Raw genomic sequence first — 2,771 nt, 5'->3', positions numbered from 1 at the left:
TGTTTCACCTGCACGCCCGTGCTCGAAGTGAATTAATGCAAGTACCCAACCAGCGCGGCTGTACCCATAGTGCTAGAGCATGACTCCCGCAACCTCGGCCGCGCCTGTGCTCGTTATGCGACGCTCGGCTTCCCGGACAGCAAAAAACGTATCGATTCGCATCGATACGCTGGACTTCTCGCTTATACGGTCTCCTCGGATTTGGCGGCCGCTTCGCCCGGGGCATCCTCGGTTTTTGCGCCAGGCTCTTCGTCCACGGTTTCCGGCTCCGCTTTTTGCGGCGTCAGGATGGTGGCCAGGACGTCGTGCTCGTTGGTTTTGATTTCGATTCCAGCGGATAGCTGTAACGAGGAAACCAGCAAATTTTCTCCGATGCCCAAGGAGCTGACGTCCACTTCGATCACGCTCGGGATTTGTGTAGGCAAGCAGCGTATGTCGAGCTCATGAAGCTGAATTTGCAGAATGCCGCCCTCCTGGACGCCGATCGCCTCGCCGGTGTACTCTAATCGAACTGTAGTGTTAACCGGCTCATCCATGTTGATTTGATGGAAATCGACGTGCAGCAGCTGACGGTTAATCGCATCGCGTTGGATTTCATTGATCATCACCGGCTGTTTGCCGAGCTGCGGAACATCCAGTTCGATAATCGCATGCCGGTTTGCTTTGATCAGGGCAAGGAGCTCCTTTTGATCGATGGCAATGGATGTTTGGGGCACCTTTTTACCATAAACGACAGCCGGCACTTTACCTTCTGCGCGCAGACGGTTGCGGTCACCCTTCGTTCTGCCGCTGCGAGCTTCCGCCTTCAATGTTGTAGCCATAGGAATACCTCCTTCATTTGGGGACAAGCCCTAACTTCTACTACTTTACCCAATTGAAGGAGGTCTGAAACGTCTTTCCTCAAGAAAACGCTCCGCCCCGGCGGATCGCTATTCGTCTCCCATTCACGCCTCCAGAACAAATAGCGGAACTAGAGTTCGCTCATTGCTCCAAATCCGGCAATTTTCGCCGAAAAGGGGCAAATCAGATACCCTGGCTCCGCTATTTCCCTTCAAAGGGAGAATTATCGCTTAATAACACATCACCGTTCCGCTATTCGCAGAACAACAGGGAATCGATTACTCCCGCCGCGAATAACAACTCAATCGTCCGCTTCCCTAACCATGAACCGTAACTTCGACCTGTCCCCGGCTAACGCCAAGTCCGAACCGATCCGCCACCGCAGGGGATCGGCGGCTGCCTTACGCCTGCCGCTACTGCTTCTTCGACGACGCCTTCTTGGCGGCGAATTTAGCACGCAGCTTATCGGCATAACCCGCCTTGTTCACCTGCCGCTCACGGGCGATCGCCAAATCCCCGGGCTCTACGTTGTTCGTAATGGTCGAACCGGCAACGACATAAGCGCCCTTGCCCACCTTTACCGGCGCAATCAGGTTCACATTGCTGCCGACGAAAGCGTCGTCTTCCACTTCCGTCACCTGTTTGTTGAAGCCGTCGTAGTTGACCGTGATGGCGCCGCAGCCGACATTGACGTTACGGCCGATTACCGCATCGCCGATGTAGCTCAAGTGGGACACCTTCGTATCGTCTCCGAGCTTGGCGTTCTTAATCTCGACAAAGTCGCCGACCTTCACGTTCTGACCGAGGTCCGCGCCCGGCCGCAAATAAGCGAACGGCCCGACCGAAGATCCCGCGCCGACGACCGCATCCTGAAGCACGGAATGCTTCACGGTCACTCCGGAGGCGAGGCTGCTGTCGGCGATATCAGCCTGCGGCCCGATAACGCAATCTTCGCCGATAACGGTGCTGCCGCGCAGCACGGAGCCCGGGTGCACGACCGTATCGGCACCGATCCGCACGTCGGCTTCAATATAAGTCGCAGACGGATCGATGATCGTAACGCCGTTCAACATATGCCCGCGGTTGATGCGCGCGCGCATCGCTTGCTCGGCCTCCGACAGCGCCAAGCGATCGTTCACTCCGATCGACTCGACCGCATCGTCCAGCACGTAACCCTCTACCCGTTCACCTTGGCCATTCAGGATGCTAATGACGTCTGTAATATAATATTCGTTTTGCGAATTATCGTTCTTCACTTGCGCCAAAGCCGCGAACAGCTTGCGGTTGTCGAAGCAGTACGTGCCCGTGTTGATTTCCTGTACCCGGCGCTGCTCCGGCGAACAATCCTTGTCCTCCACAATCTTCGTCACATACCCCTGCTCGTCACGGATAATGCGGCCGTAGCCTTTCGGCTCCGCCACATTCGCCGTCAATATCGTAGCGGACGCCCCGCGCTCCTGATGAAGCCGGATCATCCCCTCCAGCGTTTCATTCGAGACGAGCGGCGTATCCCCGCAAATGACGATGGCAAGGCCTTCCTCATCGCCAAGCAGCGGCTTTGCCTGCAAGACGGCATGACCGGTCCCGAGCTGCTCTGCTTGCAGCGCATATTCGGCGCGTTCTCCCAAATAGGATTTCACCGCTTCCGCTCCATGCCCTACGATAACGACTGTACGCGATGTATTTAAATTTTCGAGGGTGGACACGACATGACCGACCATCGGTTTACCGCAAACCGGATGCAGTACTTTGTATAATTTCGATTTCATTCGCTTACCTTGGCCCGCTGCGAGCACAATGCCTATAATGTTCAAAACGATTCAACCCCTAATCCTTATAAAAAATAAATCCACATCATGTTATGCGAACGCTATGCACAAAGCGCAATGAAATAAATATGCCATAATCCCAATATAGCTCACTTACCTGTA

General features: G+C 55.0%; 2 protein-coding genes. Both read right to left on the bottom strand.

The window, feature by feature from the left end; genetic code table 11:
• Nucleotides 1–182: 182 nt before the first annotated feature.
• Nucleotides 183–821 carry a 50S ribosomal protein L25 gene (locus tag PVA01S_RS26220; RefSeq protein ID WP_127610817.1) on the bottom strand — a complete coding sequence of 213 codons (639 nt, stop codon included), beginning with the start codon at nucleotides 819–821 and terminating at the stop codon, nucleotides 183–185.
• A 432-nt stretch (nucleotides 822–1,253) separates the two neighbouring features.
• Nucleotides 1,254–2,654 carry a bifunctional UDP-N-acetylglucosamine diphosphorylase/glucosamine-1-phosphate N-acetyltransferase GlmU gene (gene glmU, locus PVA01S_RS26215; protein WP_127610816.1) on the bottom strand — a complete coding sequence of 467 codons (1,401 nt, stop codon included), beginning with the start codon at nucleotides 2,652–2,654 and terminating at the stop codon, nucleotides 1,254–1,256.
• Nucleotides 2,655–2,771 lie beyond the last annotated feature (117 nt).

The sequence above is a fragment of the Paenibacillus validus NBRC 15382 genome (genome assembly GCF_004000985.1).
Classification (GTDB): domain Bacteria; phylum Bacillota; class Bacilli; order Paenibacillales; family NBRC-103111; genus Paenibacillus_G; species Paenibacillus_G validus.
The sequence above is the reverse complement of the archived record's forward strand: the minus strand, read 5'-3'. Positions and strand labels throughout refer to the sequence as shown.

What these genes read in the sequence shown, in the direction of transcription:
- PVA01S_RS26220 (WP_127610817.1), bottom strand. Translation starts at nt 821, where the DNA reads ATGGCTACAACATTGAAGGCGGAAGCTCGCAGCGGCAGAACGAAGGGT.